Origin of the sequence: Enterobacter cloacae complex sp. 370H10 (assembly GCF_050031535.1) — a bacterium.
In the GTDB taxonomy this organism is placed as follows: Bacteria; Pseudomonadota; Gammaproteobacteria; order Enterobacterales; family Enterobacteriaceae; genus Enterobacter; species Enterobacter intestinihominis.
The window spans coordinates 5014178-5032166 of the sequence record NZ_JBLGWG010000001.1 but is presented as its reverse complement, the minus strand read 5'-3'; the positions used below and the strand labels follow the sequence as shown (position 1 = coordinate 5032166).

Below are 17989 nucleotides of genomic sequence, written 5' to 3'. Positions count from 1 at the left end.
GTCAATTGCTGCGAAAACGGTTCAGCAGATGAATAAATGCGGGCAATTTACGAAATTTAATTCGTATTGCGTCAGATAAGAGATGCTTATGGGAATGTGACGGAGATCGCGGGATTTACTCCCCTCACCCTAACCCTCTCCCCAAAGGGGAGAGGGAACTTGAATACCCTCTCCCCTTTGGGGAGAGGGCAGGGTGAGGGGCCGTTTTAATGCCAGCAGAAGTGATGCACAACCTGGGTAATGAGTTCGCGGGTGGGCTTGATGAAGCGGGTTTCGAGATATTCGTCCGGCTGGTGGGCCTGGTTGATGGAGCCAGGGCCCAGAACCAGCGTCGGGCACAGGGTCTGAATAAACGGCGCTTCGGTGCAGTAGTTCACCACGTCGGTTTTCTCTCCGAGCAGTTTTTCCACCACCTGAACCAGCTGGTGGTCAGGCGGGCATTCGTAGCCTGGAATCGGCGGATGCAGTTCGGAGACCGTCAGACGTCCCGGCCAGCGCTCGCTGACCGGGGCCAGCGCTTCGTTCAGTAAGCCATCCAGATCGCTCAGCGTCATACCCGGCAGAGGACGGATATCCATATGCAGTTCGCAGCAGGCGCAGATACGGTTGGACGCATCACCGCCGTGCAGGCTGCCGAGGTTCAGCGTCGGATACGGCACGGTGAACGCCTCGTAGTGATAGCGCTCTTTCAGATCGTCGCGCAGGGTCATGATGCGGCCAATCGCGTCATGCATCAGCTCAATGGCGTTCACGCCGCGCGCCGGATCGCTAGAGTGACCAGACTGGCCCAGCACGCGCACTGCGGTAGAAATATGGCCTTTGTGCGCCCGAATCGGTTGCAGAGAGGTAGGTTCACCGATGATCGCGCAGTCCGGGCGAATCGACGTGTTTTCAGAGAAATACCGTGCGCCCGCCATGCTGGTCTCTTCATCGGCGGTCGCCAGAATGTAGAGCGGCTTTTTCAGCGTTGTCACGTCCACGTCACGCAGCGCGTCGAGGATAAAAGCAAAGAAGCCTTTCATGTCCGCCGTGCCGAGACCGTAGAGCTTGTTGTCGTGCTCTGTCAGGGTGAACGGATCGCGGGTCCAGCGGCCATCGTCAAACGGCACGGTGTCAGTGTGACCAGCCAGCAGCAGGCCGCCAGCGCCATGTCCGGTGCTGGCGAGCAGGTTAAATTTGTGACGTGTTCCGGGGACGGGCTGAACCTCAACGTTAAACCCAAGATCGCTAAACCAACCCGCCAGCAGATTGATTAAAGACTCATTGCTCTGATCCAGCGCTTCTTCCGTTGCGCTGATGGAAGGTGTGGCAATCAGGGCGCGGTAAATCTCGATAAATGGCGGTAAGTTCATTTTCATTGTTGACACACCTTAGGTCGTGATAGTATCAATATTCATGCAATAAATGTGAATAAAAATACATTAACGTTGAGCATAAAGGAACCCGATGTTGAATACGCTGATTGTAGGCGCTAGCGGTTATGCGGGCGCAGAGCTTGTAAGCTACGTGAATCGCCACCCACATATGACCATAACCGCTTTGACCGTGTCAGCGCAAAGCAATGATGCCGGAAAGTTAATTTCCGATTTGCATCCACAACTTAAGGGCGTGGTTGATTTGCCTTTGCAGGCCATGTCTGACATCAGCGAGTTTACCGACGGCGTTGACGTGGTGTTTTTAGCCACCGCACACGAGGTCAGTCACGACCTGGCGCCGCAGTTTCTGGCAGCCGGTTGCGTGGTCTTCGATCTCTCCGGCGCGTTTCGCGTTAACGACAGCGCGTTCTACGAAAAATATTACGGCTTCACCCATCAGCACCCGGAACTGCTTGAGCAAGCGGTCTACGGCCTGGCGGAGTGGAGCGCAGATAAACTGAAAGAAGCGAATCTGATTGCCGTGCCTGGCTGTTACCCGACGGCGGCGCAGCTCTCCCTTAAGCCGCTGATCGACGCGGGTCTGCTGGATCTTGACCAGTGGCCGGTGATCAACGCCACCAGCGGCGTGAGCGGCGCCGGGCGCAAGGCCGCGATCTCCAACAGTTTCTGCGAAGTGAGCCTTCAGCCGTATGGCGTGTTTAATCACCGTCATCACCCTGAAATCACCACCCATCTGGGCGCGGAGGTGATCTTCACCCCGCACCTCGGTAGCTTCCCGCGCGGGATCCTTGAAACCATTACCTGCCGCCTGAAGCCGGGTGTGACCAAAGAACAGGTGAGCGAAGTCTTCACGCAGGCGTATGCGGATAAACCACTGGTGCGTCTGTATGACAAAGGCGTACCAGCGCTAAAAAACGTGGTCGGCCTGCCGTTCTGCGACATCGGCTTTGCCGTGCAGGGCGAGCACCTGATTGTGGTCGCCGCAGAAGATAACTTACTCAAAGGCGCTGCCGCACAGGCAATGCAGTGTGCAAATATTCGTTTCGGCTTCCCTGAAACGCAGGCTCTTATTTAAGGTGTGATGATGAACCCATTAATTATCAAACTCGGTGGTGTACTGCTGGACAGCGAAGAAGCGCTGGAGCGCCTGTTTACCGCGCTGGTGAACTATCGTGAATCACATCAACGTCCGCTGGTGATTGTCCACGGCGGCGGCTGTGTGGTGGACGAGCTGATGAAAGGGCTCAACCTGCCGGTGATTAAGAAAAATGGCCTGCGCGTCACGCCTGCCGACCAGATTGACATTATTACTGGTGCGCTGGCGGGGACGGCGAACAAAACGCTGCTGGCGTGGGCGAAGAAGCACCACATCGCGTCCGTTGGCCTCTGTCTGGGCGATGGCGATTGCGTGAAAGTGACCCAGCTCGACGAAGCGCTTGGCCATGTTGGACTGGCGCAGCCAGGTTCGCCTAAGCTGATTAACACCCTGCTGGAAGGTGGTTTCCTGCCGGTGGTGAGCTCAATCGGCGTGACCGAAGAGGGCGAGCTGATGAACGTCAATGCGGACCAGGCGGCAACCGCGCTGGCGGCCACGCTGGGCGCAGACCTGATCCTGCTCTCCGACGTGAGCGGTATTCTGGACGGCAAAGGCCAGCGTATAGCGGAAATGACCGCCGCAAAAGCCGAACAGCTGATCGATCAGGGCATTATCACCGACGGCATGATCGTTAAGGTGAACGCGGCGCTGGATGCCGCGCGCACGCTGGGTCGTCCGGTGGATATCGCCTCCTGGCGTCACGCGGAGCAACTCCCGGCGCTGTTTAACGGTACGCCGATTGGTACGCGTATTCTGGCTTAAGATTCTGTGCCGGATGGCGCTTCGCTTATCCGGCCTACGTGAATTTTGTAGGCCCGGTAAGCGCAGCGCCACCGGGCAAAAATATCATCATTAAGGAAATTCGTTATGGCACTTTGGGGTGGGCGTTTTACACAGGCAGCGGATCAGCGGTTCAAACAGTTCAACGACTCTTTGCGCTTCGACTACCGCCTGGCCGAACAGGATATTGTCGGCTCTGTGGCCTGGTCCAAAGCGCTGGTGACCGTGGGCGTGCTGACCGCAGAGGAACAGCAGCAGCTGGAAGAGGCGCTGAATAATCTGCTGGAAGAGGTGCGTCTGGATCCGCAGCAAATCCTCCAGAGCGATGCCGAAGATATTCACAGTTGGGTGGAAGGCAAACTGATCGACAAAGTCGGCCAGCTGGGTAAAAAGCTCCATACCGGGCGTAGCCGTAATGACCAGGTGGCGACCGACCTGAAGCTGTGGTGTAAAGAGACCGTCGGCGAACTGCTGGCGGCGAATCGTCAGCTGCAGAGCGCGCTGGTGGACACTGCGCAGAACAATCAGGATGCGGTGATGCCGGGTTATACCCACCTGCAACGCGCACAGCCGGTGACCTTTGCGCACTGGTGTCTGGCCTACGTTGAGATGCTGGCGCGTGATGAGAGCCGTTTACAGGATACCTTAACGCGTCTGGACGTCAGCCCGCTGGGCAGCGGCGCGCTGGCCGGTACGGCTTATGAAATCGACCGTGAGCAGCTGGCAGGCTGGCTGGGCTTTGCTTCCGCCACCCGCAACAGCCTGGATAGCGTCTCTGACCGTGACCACGTGCTGGAGCTGCTGTCGAATGCCTCTATCGGGATGGTGCACCTGTCGCGCTTTGCCGAAGACCTGATCTTCTTTAACTCTGGCGAAGCCGGGTTTGTGGAGCTGTCCGACCGTGTGACGTCCGGCTCCTCCCTGATGCCGCAAAAGAAAAACCCGGATGCGCTGGAGCTGATCCGCGGTAAGTGTGGCCGCGTGCAGGGCGCGCTGACCGGCATGATGATGACCCTGAAAGGGCTGCCGCTGGCATACAACAAAGACATGCAGGAAGACAAAGAGGGGCTGTTCGACGCGCTCGACACCTGGCTGGACTGTCTGCATATGGGCGCGCTGGTGCTGGACGGCATTCAGGTGAAACGTCCTCGCTGCCAGGAAGCGGCGCAGCAGGGATATGCTAACTCAACTGAGCTGGCGGACTACCTGGTGGCGAAAGGCGTACCGTTCCGCGAGGCGCACCATATTGTGGGTGAAGCGGTAGTGGAAGCGATTCGTCAGGGTAAAGCCCTTGAAGAGCTGGCGCTTGCCGACCTGCAGAAATTCAGTGCGGTTATTGAGGAGGATGTCTACCCGATTCTGGCCCTGCAATCCTGCCTGGATAAGCGTGCGGCGAAAGGTGGAGTCTCGCCGAAGCAGGTAGCGCAGGCGATTGCGGACGCGAAAAACCGGTTGGTTTGATTTGTGCGGGCTGGTGCCCTCACCCCGGCCCTCTTCCACAGGGAGAGGGAGAAAAACGGAGCCTGGCTTAGTGCTGGGCTTTTTTATACGCAAAAAAAAGCGGACCACGGGGTCCGCAAAAGTTCACGTTGGCTTTAGTTTTTCGAGTTTTGAGAGAAACTCGCTGACGGTGCGGGGTCGTTTTGGGTCAAACACGTGCCGCCTCGTCTATGTGATGTATTATTCAACAGAATGCTTGATAGGGATAATCGTTCGTTGCTATGCTATCTATCGCCATGAACTATCGTGGCGACGGAGGATGAATAATGAATATTCGTGATCTTGAATACCTGGTAGCGTTAGCTGAGCATCGCCATTTTCGCCGCGCGGCAGACTCCTGCCACGTCAGCCAGCCAACGCTGAGCGGTCAGATCCGCAAGCTGGAAGATGAGCTGGGCGTGATGCTGCTGGAGCGCACCAGTCGTAAGGTACTGTTCACGCAGGCAGGTCTGCTGCTGGTGGATCAGGCGCGCACCGTACTGCGCGAGGTCAAAGTGCTCAAGGAAATGGCAAGCCAGCAGGGGGAGGCGATGTCCGGCCCGCTGCATATTGGCCTGATCCCAACCGTTGGCCCGTATCTGTTGCCACAAATCATTCCGCTGCTGCACCAGACGTTCCCGAAACTCGAAATGTACCTGCATGAAGCGCAAACCCATCAGCTGCTGGCGCAGTTAGACAGCGGCAAGCTCGACTGCGCGATCCTGGCGCTGGTCAAAGAGAGTGAAGCGTTTATTGAAGTACCGCTGTTCGATGAGCCGATGATGCTGGCGATCTATGAAGATCACCCGTGGGCGAACCGCGATCGCGTGCCGATGGCCGATCTGGCCGGAGAAAAGCTGCTGATGCTGGAAGACGGCCACTGTCTGCGCGATCAGGCGATGGGCTTCTGCTTCGAAGCGGGTGCAGATGAAGATACCCATTTCCGCGCAACCAGCCTGGAAACGCTGCGTAACATGGTCGCGGCGGGAAGTGGCATTACGCTGCTGCCTGCGCTGGCCGTGCCGCGCGAGCGTAAGCGTGATGGCGTGGTCTATCTGCCGTGTATTAAGCCAGAGCCGCGTCGCACGATCGGCCTGGTTTATCGTCCGGGTTCACCGCTGCGCAGCCGCTATGAGCAGCTGGCAGAGGCCATCCGTGGTGCAATGGATGGCCATTTCGACAACGCGTTAAAACAGGCGGTTTAAGCCGTTCAGCGCAGCTACCCGATAGGCTTCCGCCATGGTCGGGTAGTTAAAGGTGGTGTTAACGAAGTACTCGATGGTGTTGCCACCACCTTTTTGCTCCATGATCGCCTGGCCGATATGAATGATTTCCGCGGCACGTTCACCAAAGCAGTGAATACCGAGGATCTCTTTCGTCTCGCGATGGAACAGGATCTTCAGCGTACCCACGCTCATCCCCACAATTTGTGCGCGCGCCAGGTGTTTAAACTGGGCACGACCCACCTCGTAAGGCACCTTCATGGCCGTCAACTGCTGCTCGGTTTTGCCGACAGAACTGATTTCCGGGATGGTGTAGATGCCCGTCGGGATGTCCTCGATCAGATGCGCCGTCGCTTCACCTTTCACCAGCGCCTGTGCGGCGATGCGGCCCTGATCGTAAGCAGCGGAGGCCAGACTTGGGTAACCAATAACGTCGCCGACCGCGTAAACGTGCGGCAGCGCAGTCTGGTACATGCTGTTGACCTTGAGCTGACCGCGGCTGTCGGTTTCAAGCCCGATATTCTCCAGCTGCAATGAATCCGTGTTGCCGGTACGGCCGTTGGCGTACAGCAGGCAGTCCGCCTTCAGCTTCTTACCAGATTTCAGGTGCATGATCACACCGTCGTCGCAGCCTTCGATTTTCTCGTACTCTTCGTTGTGGCGAATCACCACGCCACTGTTCCAGAAGTGGTAGGAGAGGGAATCTGACATCTCCTGATCGAGGAACGCCAGCAGCCGGTCGCGGGTGTTGATCAAATCAACTTTGACCTCCATTCCCCGGAAAATCGACGCATATTCACAGCCAATCACGCCCGCGCCATAGATGATCACATGGCGTGGCTCGTGGTGCAGGCTGAGGATGGAGTCGCTGTCGTAAATGCGTGGATGAGAGAAGTCCACGTCTGCCGGATGATATGGGCGCGATCCGCAGGCGATCACAAATTTTTCAGCGGTGAGCGTCTCAACCGAACCGTCGCGGCACTCCAGCGCCAGGGTGTGTTCATCCACAAAATGCGCGTTACCCTGCAGAATTTCACAGTGGTTGCGCTCATAGAAACCCTGACGCATGCGCGTCTGCTGGTTAATGACCGTGTCTGCGTGATTCAGGATATCGGCAAAAGAAGAACGAAGAAGTCGGGAGTGGTCGCTGTAAAGAGGGTTCTGGTTAAATTCGATAATGCGGCTAACGGCGTGGCGGAGGGCTTTCGAAGGGATGGTGCCCCAGTGGGTGCAACCGCCGCCGACATTATGGTAGCGCTCAATAACCGCTACTCTGGCTCCCTGTTTTACCAGACCCATAGCAGCACCTTCGCCGCCGGGGCCGGAACCAATAACTATTGCGTCGTAATCGTAGGAATGTGGCATGGCAAGGCTTACCTGTTCTTATACATAAAAGCAACAGAATCATAACATCATTGCCTGGGTAACCCAATTATCGTTGTGCTTTTTTCGGGCAGTGGAGCACAAACCGCGCGTAAACAATCATTCACAAAGCCAGGTAAACAGATTAATTTTATTCTCTGGTATAGTGCCAACGGGCCTTTGGAAGGATTCAACTATCGTGATGGGCGTAAGAGCACAACAAAAAGAGAAAACCCGGCGTTCGCTGGTGGAAGCCGCATTCAGTCAACTGAGTGCTGAGCGGAGTTTTGCCAGTTTAAGCCTGCGCGAAGTGGCGCGCGAGGCCGGGATTGCGCCAACGTCCTTCTATCGTCATTTCCGTGATGTGGATGAACTGGGCCTGACCATGGTCGACGAGAGCGGTTTGATGCTGCGCCAGCTTATGCGTCAGGCGCGTCAGCGTATTGCCAAAGGCGGCAGCGTGATCCGCACCTCCGTGTCGACATTTATGGAATTTATCGGCAATAACCCTAACGCGTTTCGCCTTTTGCTGCGCGAGCGCTCTGGCACGTCGGCGGCGTTTCGTGCCGCCGTCGCGCGTGAAATTCAGCATTTCATCGCGGAACTTGCCGACTATCTTGAACTCGAAAACCATATGCCGCGTGCGTTTACTGAAGCACAGGCCGAGGCGATGGTGACCATTGTTTTCAGTGCGGGTGCCGAAGCGCTGGATGTCAGCATTGAACAACGTAAGCAACTCGAAGAGCGACTGGTATTGCAGCTGCGAATGATTTCTAAAGGTGCGTACTACTGGTATCGCCGTGAACAAGAGAAGTTGGCACATCAAAACGATGAGTGAAGGTGAGTAATGAAACAGTCAGGTCAGGATAAAGGAACGCTGTTGCTGGCATTGATCGCTGGCTTATCCATCAATGGTACGTTTGCGGCGGTTTTCAGCTCAATTGTACCGTTCTCGATTTTCCCGATTATCGCGCTGGTGCTGACGGTGTATTGCCTGCATCAACGTTATCTGAACCGCACCATGCCGGTTGGGTTACCGGGGCTGGCCGCAGCCTGTTTTATTCTGGGTGTACTGTTGTACAGCACCGTGGTGCGTGCAGAGTATCCGGATATCGGTTCTAACTTCCTGCCTGCGGTGCTGTCTGTGGCGCTGGTGTTCTGGATTGGCTCGCGCATGCGTAGCCGCAAGAGCCAGTTACCAGAGTAAAGGGTTTTGTCATTGTAGGCCGGATAAGCGAAGCGCCATCCGGCTTTTTTGGCAGGTGGCGCTTCGCTTACCTGCCCTACAAGGCCCACATTACTTCGCCGTGAGCAGTACGCCGCACTCCATATGGTGCGTATATGGGAACTGATCGAACAGCGCCAGACGTTCAACCTTGTGCGTCTGGCTTAATGTTTCCAGATTCTTGCACAGCGTCTCCGGGTTACAGGAGATGTACAAAATACGCGGGTACGCCTGCACCATCTTCTCGGTTTCGCTGTCCAGGCCACTGCGCGGCGGATCGACAAAAATTGTCTCACACTGGTAGCTCTTCAAATCAATCCCTTGCAGGCGGTTAAACTCACGTACGCCGTTCATCGCCTGGGTAAACTCTTCTGCCGCCATACGAATGATCTGCACATTATCAATATGGTTAGCGGCGATGTTGTACTGCGCGGCGGCCACCGACGGTTTGGCGATTTCCGTCGCCAGCACGCGTTCGAAGTTACGCGCCAGCGCCAGCGAGAAGTTGCCGTTACCGCAGTAGAGCTCCAGCAGATCCCCCGTCGACCCTTCCGTCGCATTCAGCGCCCACTCCAGCATCTGCACGTTCATTGCCGCATTCGGCTGGGTGAAGCTGTTCTCCACCTGACGGTAAACCATCTCTTTTCCTGCCACCGGCAAACGCTCGTCGATGTAATCCTGGTCCAGCATGATTTTGGTTTTGGTCGCGCGGCCAATCAGGTGCACGTTGATGTTCTGCGCGCGCAGCGCATCGCGCAGGGCTTCTGCCTGCTCGCGCCACTCGTCGGTCAGCGCTTTGTGATAGAGCAGAGAGACAATGGCCTGATTGCTTTGGGTGGTCAGGTAGTCAATCTGGAACAGCTTGTTGCGCAGCACCGGATTAGTGCGCACACCGTCGATCATCAGCGTCATTAGCTGGTTGATAAGCTCACTCGCCGCCGGGAAACTGTCTACGCGAATCCGGGATTTCGTCTGCTGATCGAAAATGATGTGGTACAGGTCATCGCCATCGTGCCAGATGCGAAACTCAGCGCGCATACGGTAGTGGCTGACCGGAGAACGAAACACCTCGGGAACGGGCGCGTTGAAAGGCGTCATCATACTTTGCAGGCGGACAACTTTTTCTGCCAGCTGTGCGTCGTACTGTTCTGTCGGGAGGTGTTCGGGGGTCATGATGCGTCCTGAGTGATAAAGAATTACGCGGGGATTGTAGGGATTGTGCAGTGGATGTCCAGATTTAATGGCTAATAGCTATCTGGACATCTATACGTGTCTAATTGTAGCATTCTGTTTCCGGTCTCCTGAGAGTGAAAAGGGAATCCAGTGCAAATCTGGAGCTGACGCGCAGCGGTAAAGACTGGCGGGATGAGAGTTGTAGACACTGTGAAAACGGGAAGTCTTCATCCGTATAACGCCACCCAGCCCGAAGACCTGCCGGGATCACGTCGCATTTGGTTTCATCATCGCGTGCTATCGATGAGGCCTGCGGCATCCTTCTTATATTGTGGATGCTTTAACAATGATTAAAAAAGTATCGCTGTTGACGGCGTTTTCCGTCACGGCATTTTCGGGCTGGGCGCAGGAAAGCGCCGACTCGTTGGTGGTGACAGCAAACCGTTTCGAACAACCTGAAAAATCTGTTCTGGCTGCGACTTCTGTCGTGACGCGGGCCGATATCGACCGCTGGCAATCCACCACGGTTCTGGATGTCATGCGTCGCCTGCCTGGCGTAGATACGGCACAAAATGGCGGGATGGGGCAGCTCTCTTCTCTCTTTATACGCGGTACGAACTCCAGCCATGTCCTGATTCTCGTCGATGGGATCCGCCTTAACCAGGCGGGCGTCACGGGGTCGTCCGATCTCAGCCAGTTTCCGATCTCCCTGGTGCAGCGCATCGAATATCTTCGTGGACCGCGTTCGGCGGTGTACGGCTCGGATGCGATCGGTGGTGTAGTCAACATTATCACTACGCGTGCGAAGGATGGCACAACGCTGAATGCTGGCGTTGGGACACACGGCTTCCAGAATTATGGTGGCAGCACCCAGCAAACATTGGGTGAAAGTACGCGCGTTACGCTGGCGGGGGATTACACCTACACAAAAGGCTTTGACGTCGTTGCTGACGGTAATAACGGCGGCCTTGCCCAGACCGATCGCGACGGCTTTATGAATAAAACGCTCTACGGCGCACTGGAGCATGCTTTCTCTGAGCAATGGAGTGGTTTCGTTCGCGGCTATGGTTACAGCAACCGTACCGCCTATGACGGCTATTACAGTTCATTTACCCCTGATGTGCTGGTTGATACCCGCCAACTCTATAGCCAGACCTGGGATGCCGGATTGCGGTTTAACCGGGATATTTTCCATTCACAGTTGCTCTCCAGCTACAGTCACAGCAAAGACTACAATTACGATCCGCACCTTGGACGCTATGACTCCACAGCAACCCTGGATGAAATCAAACAGTATAATGTTCAGTGGACTAACTCAGTTGACGTGGGACATGGCAACATCGGCGCGGGCGTTGACTGGCAGAAACAGAGCACCGAGCCGGGTACCAACTACGTAACCAACGCCTATGACCTGCGTAACACTGGCGTCTACCTGACTGGGTTGCAGCAGTTTGGAGATTTCACTCTGGAGGCGGCAGCCCGCAGCGATGACAACTCTCAGTTTGGTCGCCATGGTACCTGGCAAAGTAGCGCAGCCTGGGAGTTCGTTGACGGTTACCGCTTCATAGCCTCTTATGGCACGGCCTATAAAGCGCCGAATCTGGGTCAGCTCTATGGCTTCTACGGCAATACCCATCTTGATCCTGAAGAGAGCAAGCAGTGGGAAGGGGCGTTTGAAGGCCTGACGGCAGGCGTAAGCTGGCGCGTATCCGGCTATCGTAATGACGTTGATAATCTCATCGACTTCAACAATAACCTGCAGCAATATTACAACGTCGGCAAAGCACGCATTAAAGGTGTAGAAGCGACAGCGTCGTTTGATACGGGTCCGTTGACGCATACTGTGGGCTACGACTATGTGGATGCCCGCAATGCGGCAACCAATCAACTTCTGGACCGTCGTGCTAAACAGCAGGTGAAATATCAGCTTGATACGCAGATCTATGATGTTGACTGGAGCCTGACGTATCACTATCTCGGCACGCGCTACGACACCGACTTTGGAACCTATCCGTCAGAGAAAGTTAAAATGGGCGGCGTCAGCCTGTGGGACGTCGCGGTTTCATATCCTGTCACCTCACATCTCACAGTTCGTGGTAAAATAGCCAACCTGTTCGATAAAGATTACGAGACAGTTTATGGCTACCAAACTGCAGGACGGGAATACACCTTGTCTGGCAGCTACACCTTCTGATCCGCGTCCCACCGTGCTGGTGTTTGATTCCGGCGTCGGTGGGCTTTCGGTCTATGATGAGATTCGGCAGCTCCTGCCGGATCTCCATTACATCTACGCCTTCGATAACGTCGCGTTCCCGTATGGGGAAAAGAGTGAAGACTTTATCGTTGAGCGTGTGATTGAAATCGTCACTGCGGTACAAAAGCGCTATCCCCTGGCGCTGGCGGTTATTGCCTGTAATACAGCAAGCACGGTCTCTCTTCCTGCCCTGCGCGAAAAATTCCCGTTCCCGGTTGTGGGCGTTGTCCCGGCAATCAAACCTGCGGCGCGTCTGACGGCGAACGGTATCGTGGGGTTGCTGGCGACACGCGGTACGGTAAAACGTCCTTATACGCGTGAGCTTATTGAGCGCTTTGCCAATGAATGCCAGATCGCCATGCTCGGCTCCGCGGAGCTGGTGGAAATGGCGGAAGCGAAACTGCACGGCGAGACGGTATCGCTTGAAGAGCTGCGTCGCATTCTGCGTCCATGGCTGCGGATGCAGGAACCACCGGATACGGTTGTTCTCGGCTGCACCCATTTCCCGCTATTACAGGAAGAGCTGTTAAAGGTTTTGCCTGAAGGGACCCGGCTGGTGGATTCCGGTGCTGCGATTGCGCGTCGGACGGCCTGGCTACTGGAGCACGAGGCGCCGGATGCGAAATCAGCGGATGCGAACATCGCTTTCTGTATGGCGATAACAAAAGAAACCGAACAACTTTTGCCCGTTTTACGTCGTTATGGCTTCGAAACGCTCGAAAAACTGGCGCTGTAGCACGGTTTTGAGCAAAAAAGAGACGGTTGAACGTTTTTTTTCAAAGAGGGGTTGTCAACGTCGGAGAACTCCCTATAATGCGCCTCCACTGACACGGAACAACGGCTTACAAGCCGCCGGGACAGCGGGGTTCAGAGATGAACGCCAACAGAGAAAAGTGAAAATAATTGCTTGACTCTGAATGAGGAAAACGTAATATACGGGACCTCGCAACGGTGAGCAAAAGCCGCGTTGCACTGCTCTTTAACAATTTATCAGACAATCTGTGTGGGCACTCAAAGTGACATGGATTCTTAATGTCCTCGGACACTAAATGAATACCAAGTCTCAACGAGTGAACACGTAATTCATTACGAAGTTTAATTCATTGAGCATCAAACTTAAATTGAAGAGTTTGATCATGGCTCAGATTGAACGCTGGCGGCAGGCCTAACACATGCAAGTCGAACGGTAACAGGAAGCAGCTTGCTGCTTTGCTGACGAGTGGCGGACGGGTGAGTAATGTCTGGGAAACTGCCTGATGGAGGGGGATAACTACTGGAAACGGTAGCTAATACCGCATAACGTCGCAAGACCAAAGAGGGGGACCTTCGGGCCTCTTGCCATCGGATGTGCCCAGATGGGATTAGCTAGTAGGTGGGGTAACGGCTCACCTAGGCGACGATCCCTAGCTGGTCTGAGAGGATGACCAGCCACACTGGAACTGAGACACGGTCCAGACTCCTACGGGAGGCAGCAGTGGGGAATATTGCACAATGGGCGCAAGCCTGATGCAGCCATGCCGCGTGTATGAAGAAGGCCTTCGGGTTGTAAAGTACTTTCAGCGGGGAGGAAGGCGACAGGGTTAATAACCCTGTCGATTGACGTTACCCGCAGAAGAAGCACCGGCTAACTCCGTGCCAGCAGCCGCGGTAATACGGAGGGTGCAAGCGTTAATCGGAATTACTGGGCGTAAAGCGCACGCAGGCGGTCTGTCAAGTCGGATGTGAAATCCCCGGGCTCAACCTGGGAACTGCATTCGAAACTGGCAGGCTAGAGTCTTGTAGAGGGGGGTAGAATTCCAGGTGTAGCGGTGAAATGCGTAGAGATCTGGAGGAATACCGGTGGCGAAGGCGGCCCCCTGGACAAAGACTGACGCTCAGGTGCGAAAGCGTGGGGAGCAAACAGGATTAGATACCCTGGTAGTCCACGCCGTAAACGATGTCGACTTGGAGGTTGTGCCCTTGAGGCGTGGCTTCCGGAGCTAACGCGTTAAGTCGACCGCCTGGGGAGTACGGCCGCAAGGTTAAAACTCAAATGAATTGACGGGGGCCCGCACAAGCGGTGGAGCATGTGGTTTAATTCGATGCAACGCGAAGAACCTTACCTACTCTTGACATCCAGAGAACTTAGCAGAGATGCTTTGGTGCCTTCGGGAACTCTGAGACAGGTGCTGCATGGCTGTCGTCAGCTCGTGTTGTGAAATGTTGGGTTAAGTCCCGCAACGAGCGCAACCCTTATCCTTTGTTGCCAGCGGTTAGGCCGGGAACTCAAAGGAGACTGCCAGTGATAAACTGGAGGAAGGTGGGGATGACGTCAAGTCATCATGGCCCTTACGAGTAGGGCTACACACGTGCTACAATGGCGCATACAAAGAGAAGCGACCTCGCGAGAGCAAGCGGACCTCATAAAGTGCGTCGTAGTCCGGATTGGAGTCTGCAACTCGACTCCATGAAGTCGGAATCGCTAGTAATCGTGGATCAGAATGCCACGGTGAATACGTTCCCGGGCCTTGTACACACCGCCCGTCACACCATGGGAGTGGGTTGCAAAAGAAGTAGGTAGCTTAACCTTCGGGAGGGCGCTTACCACTTTGTGATTCATGACTGGGGTGAAGTCGTAACAAGGTAACCGTAGGGGAACCTGCGGTTGGATCACCTCCTTACCTTAAAGAACCTGCCTTTGCAGTGCTCACACAGATTGTCTGATGAAAAACAGCAGTAAAAAATCTCTGCAGGCTTGTAGCTCAGGTGGTTAGAGCGCACCCCTGATAAGGGTGAGGTCGGTGGTTCAAGTCCACTCAGGCCTACCAAACTCCTTTTAAAGGATGAGCGGTACAGAGATTACAAACGATGGGGCTATAGCTCAGCTGGGAGAGCGCCTGCCTTGCACGCAGGAGGTCTGCGGTTCGATCCCGCATAGCTCCACCATCCTTTACTGCGAACACAAGAAAACTTCAGAGTGAACCTGAAAAGGTGCACTGCGAAGTTTTGCTCTTTAAAAATCTGGATCAAGCTGAAAATTGAAACGACACACAGCTCATGTGTGTTCGAGTCTCTCAAATTTTCGCAATCAGAAGTGAAACATCTTCGGGTTGTGAGGTTAAGCGACTAAGCGTACACGGTGGATGCCCTGGCAGTCAGAGGCGATGAAGGACGTGCTAATCTGCGAAAAGCGCCGGCGAGGTGATATGAACCTTTGACCCGGCGATGTCCGAATGGGGAAACCCAGTGCAATCCGTTGCACTATCGTTAACTGAATACATAGGTTAACGAGGCGAACCGGGGGAACTGAAACATCTAAGTACCCCGAGGAAAAGAAATCAACCGAGATTCCCCCAGTAGCGGCGAGCGAACGGGGAGCAGCCCGGAGTCTGAATCAGCTTGTGTGTTAGTGGAACGGTCTGGAAAGTCCGACGGTACAGGGTGATAGTCCCGTACACGAAAGCACACTTGCTGTGAACTCGAAGAGTAGGGCGGGACACGTGGTATCCTGTCTGAATATGGGGGGACCATCCTCCAAGGCTAAATACTCCTGACTGACCGATAGTGAACCAGTACCGTGAGGGAAAGGCGAAAAGAACCCCGGCGAGGGGAGTGAAAAAGAACCTGAAACCGTGTACGTACAAGCAGTGGGAGCCTCTTTATGGGGTGACTGCGTACCTTTTGTATAATGGGTCAGCGACTTATATTCTGTAGCAAGGTTAACCGTATAGGGGAGCCGAAGGGAAACCGAGTCTTAACTGGGCGTTAAGTTGCAGGGTATAGACCCGAAACCCGGTGATCTAGCCATGGGCAGGTTGAAGGTTGGGTAACACTAACTGGAGGACCGAACCGACTAATGTTGAAAAATTAGCGGATGACCTGTGGCTGGGGGTGAAAGGCCAATCAAACCGGGAGATAGCTGGTTCTCCCCGAAAGCTATTTAGGTAGCGCCTCGTGAACTCATCTTCGGGGGTAGAGCACTGTTTCGGCTAGGGGGCCATCCCGGCTTACCAACCCGATGCAAACTACGAATACCGAAGAATGTTATCACGGGAGACACACGGCGGGTGCTAACGTCCGTCGTGAAGAGGGAAACAACCCAGACCGCCAGCTAAGGTCCCAAAGTCATGGTTAAGTGGGAAACGATGTGGGAAGGCACAGACAGCCAGGATGTTGGCTTAGAAGCAGCCATCATTTAAAGAAAGCGTAATAGCTCACTGGTCGAGTCGGCCTGCGCGGAAGATGTAACGGGGCTAAACCATGCACCGAAGCTGCGGCAGCGACGCTTATGCGTTGTTGGGTAGGGGAGCGTTCTGTAAGCCGTTGAAGGTGTCCTGTGAGGGGTGCTGGAGGTATCAGAAGTGCGAATGCTGACATAAGTAACGATAAAGCGGGTGAAAAGCCCGCTCGCCGGAAGACCAAGGGTTCCTGTCCAACGTTAATCGGGGCAGGGTGAGTCGACCCCTAAGGCGAGGCCGAAAGGCGTAGTCGATGGGAAACAGGTTAATATTCCTGTACTTGGTGTTACTGCGAAGGGGGGACGGAGAAGGCTATGTCAGCCGGGCGACGGTTGTCCCGGTTTAAGCATGTAGGCGGAGGTTCCAGGTAAATCCGGTACCTTATTAACGCTGAGGTGTGATGACGAGGCACTACGGTGCTGAAGTGATAAATGCCCTGCTTCCAGGAAAAGCCTCTAAGCATCAGGTAACACGAAATCGTACCCCAAACCGACACAGGTGGTCAGGTAGAGAATACCAAGGCGCTTGAGAGAACTCGGGTGAAGGAACTAGGCAAAATGGTGCCGTAACTTCGGGAGAAGGCACGCTGATAGGTAGGTGAAGCCCCTGCGGGCGGAGCTGAAATCAGTCGAAGATACCAGCTGGCTGCAACTGTTTATTAAAAACACAGCACTGTGCAAACACGAAAGTGGACGTATACGGTGTGACGCCTGCCCGGTGCCGGAAGGTTAATTGATGGGGTTAGCGGCAACGCGAAGCTCTTGATCGAAGCCCCGGTAAACGGCGGCCGTAACTATAACGGTCCTAAGGTAGCGAAATTCCTTGTCGGGTAAGTTCCGACCTGCACGAATGGCGTAATGATGGCCAGGCTGTCTCCACCCGAGACTCAGTGAAATTGAACTCGCTGTGAAGATGCAGTGTACCCGCGGCAAGACGGAAAGACCCCGTGAACCTTTACTATAGCTTGACACTGAACACTGGTCCTTGATGTGTAGGATAGGTGGGAGGCTTTGAAGCGTGGACGCCAGTCTGCGTGGAGCCAACCTTGAAATACCACCCTTTAATGGCTGGTGTTCTAACGTAGACCCGTAATCCGGGTTGCGGACAGTGTCTGGTGGGTAGTTTGACTGGGGCGGTCTCCTCCCAAAGAGTAACGGAGGAGCACGAAGGTTGGCTAATCCTGGTCGGACATCAGGAGGTTAGTGCAATGGCATAAGCCAGCTTGACTGCGAGCGTGACGGCGCGAGCAGGTGCGAAAGCAGGTCATAGTGATCCGGTGGTTCTGAATGGAAGGGCCATCGCTCAACGGATAAAAGGTACTCCGGGGATAACAGGCTGATACCGCCCAAGAGTTCATATCGACGGCGGTGTTTGGCACCTCGATGTCGGCTCATCACATCCTGGGGCTGAAGTAGGTCCCAAGGGTATGGCTGTTCGCCATTTAAAGTGGTACGCGAGCTGGGTTTAGAACGTCGTGAGACAGTTCGGTCCCTATCTGCCGTGGGCGCTGGAGAATTGAGGGGGGCTGCTCCTAGTACGAGAGGACCGGAGTGGACGCATCACTGGTGTTCGGGTTGTCATGCCAATGGCACTGCCCGGTAGCTAAATGCGGAAAAGATAAGTGCTGAAAGCATCTAAGCACGAAACTTGCCCCGAGATGAGTTCTCCCTGAGACTTTAAGTCTCCTGAAGGAACGTTGAAGACGACGACGTTGATAGGTCGGGTGTGTAAGCGCAGCGATGCGTTGAGCTAACCGATACTAATGAACCGTGAGGCTTAACCTTACAACGCCGAAGCTGTTTTG

Annotated in this window: 11 protein-coding genes, 2 tRNA genes, 2 rRNA genes and 1 riboswitch; of the genes, 12 read left to right on the top strand and 3 right to left on the bottom strand. The window is 54.9% G+C overall.

Translation table 11 applies throughout. The features are described from left to right. Window positions 1-206 precede the first annotated feature (206 nt). Complete coding sequence (gene argE / locus ACQG2Q_RS24775) at window positions 207-1358, bottom strand: acetylornithine deacetylase (protein ID WP_015569956.1); 1152 nt, start codon at window positions 1356-1358, stop codon at window positions 207-209. An 88-nt stretch (window positions 1359-1446) separates the two neighbouring features. On the opposite strand from argE, the gene argC reads away from it, so the two are divergent. From argC to oxyR, 4 genes are all read left to right on the top strand, one after another. Beyond that, window positions 1447-2451, top strand: coding sequence for an N-acetyl-gamma-glutamyl-phosphate reductase (gene argC, locus ACQG2Q_RS24770; protein ID WP_063850082.1), 1005 nt, complete (start codon window positions 1447-1449; stop codon window positions 2449-2451). A gap of 6 nt (window positions 2452-2457) precedes the next feature. Then, complete coding sequence (gene argB / locus ACQG2Q_RS24765) at window positions 2458-3234, top strand: acetylglutamate kinase (RefSeq protein ID WP_096216668.1); 777 nt, start codon at window positions 2458-2460, stop codon at window positions 3232-3234. A gap of 105 nt (window positions 3235-3339) precedes the next feature. Beyond that, window positions 3340-4713, top strand: a complete 1374-nt coding sequence (gene argH, locus ACQG2Q_RS24760; protein WP_063850080.1) for an argininosuccinate lyase — start codon at window positions 3340-3342, stop codon at window positions 4711-4713. A gap of 305 nt (window positions 4714-5018) precedes the next feature. Then, a complete protein-coding gene (oxyR, locus tag ACQG2Q_RS24755; RefSeq protein ID WP_022649783.1) occupies window positions 5019-5936 on the top strand; it encodes a DNA-binding transcriptional regulator OxyR in 918 nt (305 codons plus the stop codon). Here oxyR and sthA read toward each other — a convergent pair. Next, window positions 5919-7319: a Si-specific NAD(P)(+) transhydrogenase gene (sthA, locus tag ACQG2Q_RS24750; protein ID WP_063850077.1), complete on the bottom strand. Its 1401-nt coding sequence runs from the start codon at window positions 7317-7319 to the stop codon at window positions 5919-5921. The two genes, oxyR and sthA, sit on opposite strands and share 18 nt — an antisense overlap. 196 nt (window positions 7320-7515) lie before the next feature. On the opposite strand from sthA, the gene fabR reads away from it, so the two are divergent. Further along, complete coding sequence (fabR, locus tag ACQG2Q_RS24745; RefSeq protein ID WP_003862059.1) at window positions 7516-8154, top strand: HTH-type transcriptional repressor FabR; 639 nt, start codon at window positions 7516-7518, stop codon at window positions 8152-8154. 9 nt (window positions 8155-8163) lie between these two features. Beyond that, window positions 8164-8523, top strand: a complete 360-nt coding sequence (locus tag ACQG2Q_RS24740) for a YijD family membrane protein (RefSeq protein WP_017383113.1) — start codon at window positions 8164-8166, stop codon at window positions 8521-8523. Window positions 8524-8613: 90 nt separating this feature from the next. Here ACQG2Q_RS24740 and trmA read toward each other — a convergent pair whose 3' ends face one another. Then, entirely contained in the window at window positions 8614-9714 is a 1101-nt protein-coding gene (gene trmA, locus ACQG2Q_RS24735; protein WP_023298887.1) for a tRNA (uridine(54)-C5)-methyltransferase TrmA, read from the bottom strand. Between the two features lie 104 nt (window positions 9715-9818). Then, a riboswitch (cobalamin riboswitch) is annotated at window positions 9819-9994 on the top strand. Window positions 9995-10060: 66 nt separating this feature from the next. Between trmA and btuB the strand changes: the two genes are divergently transcribed. The 6 genes from btuB (at window position 10061) to ACQG2Q_RS24705 (ending at window position 17969) form a co-directional block, all read left to right on the top strand. Beyond that, window positions 10061-11908 (top strand): TonB-dependent vitamin B12 receptor BtuB, encoded by a 1848-nt coding sequence (gene btuB, locus ACQG2Q_RS24730; protein WP_023298886.1) that lies wholly within the window; start codon window positions 10061-10063, stop codon window positions 11906-11908. After that, entirely contained in the window at window positions 11853-12704 is an 852-nt protein-coding gene (gene murI / locus ACQG2Q_RS24725; RefSeq protein WP_023298885.1) for a glutamate racemase, read from the top strand. The genes btuB and murI overlap by 56 nt, the downstream gene beginning before the upstream one ends. A gap of 382 nt (window positions 12705-13086) precedes the next feature. After that, window positions 13087-14628, top strand: a 16S ribosomal RNA gene (locus tag ACQG2Q_RS24720). Window positions 14629-14698: 70 nt separating this feature from the next. Further along, window positions 14699-14775, top strand: a tRNA-Ile gene (locus ACQG2Q_RS24715). Window positions 14776-14817: 42 nt separating this feature from the next. After that, a tRNA-Ala gene (locus ACQG2Q_RS24710) sits at window positions 14818-14893 on the top strand. Between the two features lie 170 nt (window positions 14894-15063). Continuing rightward, window positions 15064-17969, top strand: a 23S ribosomal RNA gene (locus ACQG2Q_RS24705). Together the 16S and 23S rRNA genes with 2 tRNA genes alongside form the textbook arrangement of a ribosomal RNA operon. Window positions 17970-17989: the final 20 nt, after the last annotated feature.